The sequence below is a fragment of the Halochromatium sp. genome (assembly GCF_054919635.1).
This window is the reverse complement of the sequence record NZ_JBUDPI010000426.1, coordinates 1-2,816: the sequence shown is the minus strand read 5'-3', so window position 1 is coordinate 2,816 and position 2,816 is coordinate 1. Positions and strand designations below refer to the sequence as shown.

The following is a 2,816-nucleotide window of genomic DNA, read 5'->3' as shown; positions in this document are numbered from 1 at the left end:
GGGTAAACACGCGGCATATGGATCTATACTTGACCCGGTAGCCTGCAAAACAACACCTTAGCCAGAAGGAGTCACACCCTTCATGGAGACCGGGCACCGTCCAGCACGTCAAGCGTCGACATCCCAGCAGCATCAGCCGATCTCTCTGGTCCATTTTGATTCAGGAGAATTGGACCCAGACTGGCGATACGATGCCTGGCGCGAGAACATCGGGGCTCTATTCGATGTCTCCGCGCTCGATAACGTTTCCCCGCATGATGACCAGCGGACCGTCATCGCCGCCGCTGACCTAAACGGCAACGCGCTCGGCCTCACTCAGGCGCCGTCCCAGGTCTTTTCTCGCTCGCAGCGGCGAATTGCCGCCGACCAGCTCGGCCTGATTCTGATCCAATACTTTCATTGCGGTGGTGGACTGATCAATGCAGACACGGAACTAGTGTCGGGCGATATGCTGATCATCGATACGGAGCAGCCAATCCACAGTCGCCTCACCGACTTTACCAACCTGACGCTTGTCATTCCCCACGCCATCAAAGACAGCATCTCACCGCGTCTCGAGAAACTGCACGCGAAAAAGATCAGCAGCAGCGACCCACTGGTAAGCCTATTCGCAGAGCACCTTTTCAGCCTCTGGCGAAAGTTGCCGGAAATGAGCCTTGCACAAGCCGACACCGCTGTTCACGGAACCATGGGCTTGCTTCAAGAATGGCTATCGATCGAGGATCGGGTCTGTCAGGAGCTAGAGCCAGAGGTGAGCCAGGCGATGGGCGAGGCGATCCGCAGCTATATCGAGCAGCATCTGGCTGAGCCCTTCGACGTCGAGCAGCTTGCGCAACGGTTTCGGATCTCCCGAACCCAGCTCTACCGACTGTTCGCGCCCTGGAATGGTGTTGCGAGCTATCTCAGAGACCGAAGACTGCTGCGCAGCCGAGACATGCTGCTCTCGCCGCTGTTTCGGAGCCATTCGATTGGCGCAATCGCCTTTGACACTGGCTTCAACAGCGAGGCCCATTTTAGTCGGGCGTTTCGCGCCCGCTTCGGCATGCCGCCTGGCCGGATGCGCACCGAGCTGCCCAAGCCGAGCTCGGGCAGTCGCTCGGAACCGAGGTCGACGAAGTATCCCACCGCCATTCGCCACCTCATCCAAGGCCTCTCGCTCTCCTGATTAGAGCTCGCCTAGCGCGACCTCGAGTACCCGAATCGCAACGGCTAAGACCTGAAAAACAAGCGCAATGGGACGCTGAGTCAACCGCAGTGGGACGGTGAGTCAATTGGTTGATCAGATCGGATGGTAGCATCGACACGGACTGCGTTAGCTCCCGAGCTGCCGCTCCTCGATCAGACTCAGAGGCAATCCATGAAGCGCACAGATCAGACCCTCATCGCCCGGGCCACCTTGTGGGTCTGCGCCACGTTTCTCGGATTGAGTTTGGGCAGCTTCTCGATGGCTGAATCCGAGGCGCCAACCGCGAGCGATACCGGCACCCAGCCTCAGATCGGCGAGCGTGAGCTCATGCTGCTCACCAATGAGAACGGCAAGGTGTTGGACGTGATGGAGTACGTCTACGTCGGCATCGACGGCGCTCAGCTCACCACTGAGCCGACGAAGGGCGCAGGCTCGCTTGTCGCGCTTAGAGTCGCCCACGCGGGCCTGCCATTGCCGCAGGCGGATCTTGCCAATCTACCCGCAAGTGCCGTCCAAGAAGAGGTGCTGCTCGAGCAGGTTGCGATCAGCGTCGGCGGACTCGATTCCGCGCTGCCGAGCCTGCCAGGCGTGTACCAGGAAAGCACCGAAGTCGCGACGATCGCCCAATATCAAGCCGCCTTCGAGCAGCTGCATGCGGCCTATACCAGCGTTGGCCTTGACGATGTCGAAGCCCAGGTGCGCGATCTCGACCAGAACGGCCTCTCCGAGGTGCTTCTGGACGTGCTCCACTCCGGCCTAACGCCTCCTGACTACGTCGAGTTCTGGGAGACCTTCGATGCGCAGCCGTTCTTCGATGACCTCGACACCGTCGAGGGCGATTTCGAAGCCTTGCTCGACGCGCTGATGCTCAACGAGCAGGCGTTCAACCAGTTGCTGGCGGCGCGTGGATTCAACCTGGCCCGCTTCCTTGGGCAGCTCCAGCAGCTGCAGCTCCCGCCCGCCTACCTGCTCAGCGATGCTGTGGCCTATGCTGCCGACCCGGGTGCATTTATCGATTGGGTCATGGCCAAGGGCAACGACGCTGAAGTGGCGGCACAGGTGCCGCTGAAGCCAGACGACAGCGCGCCCCAGGCGCCGACTGCTCAGCAGGATCAAGCCACCCCGAGCTCATCCCTGGTCACCTGGCAAGTACTCGGCGAGATGGCCAAGATCGGCGCCCCGGTCGATCTGATCGCCCGCATGCGAGGCCAGGGTCTCGACCCCTATGTCGATCACCAACCGGCCATCGATGGAGGCCTGCAGCCCAAAGGCGGGCTGCTGGACCCCGATGCATCAGGCAAATCTGGGAGCTGGTCCTACGACGCCAAGACCTACCGGTTCACATCAGCAGGCCACCAGCTGATCAGCGACGTTGCCCTCGACCTCGACGCCATCGCGTGCGCTCAGTACAGCAACCTCACCCCGGCGCCCGGCCAGTTCGCGCGTCAGTGGCAGCTGTATCTGGGCATCGCCGACGGTGATCCCGAGATCATCCTGTACCCCAGCCAGCAGGCCAATCGCGGCAGCTATCTCGGCGGGCGCAACACCGGTAACTCGGCCGATGTGCTGCAGGTCTCGCTGGAGCGCATCCCGCTGGCGATCACGCCAACGACGCGACTGAAAGCACCCC

Annotated in this window: 2 protein-coding genes; both read left to right on the top strand. The window is 61.4% G+C overall.

Annotation, left to right across the window (positions count from 1 at the left end):
• Positions 1–82: 82 nt before the first annotated feature.
• Entirely contained in the window at positions 83–1,165 is a 1,083-nt protein-coding gene (locus tag ACY693_RS17745) for a helix-turn-helix domain-containing protein (protein WP_462323137.1), read from the top strand.
• A 192-nt stretch (positions 1,166–1,357) separates the two neighbouring features.
• The coding region (locus ACY693_RS17740) for a hypothetical protein (RefSeq protein WP_462323136.1) at positions 1,358–2,816 on the top strand (1,459 nt) is incomplete at its 3' end.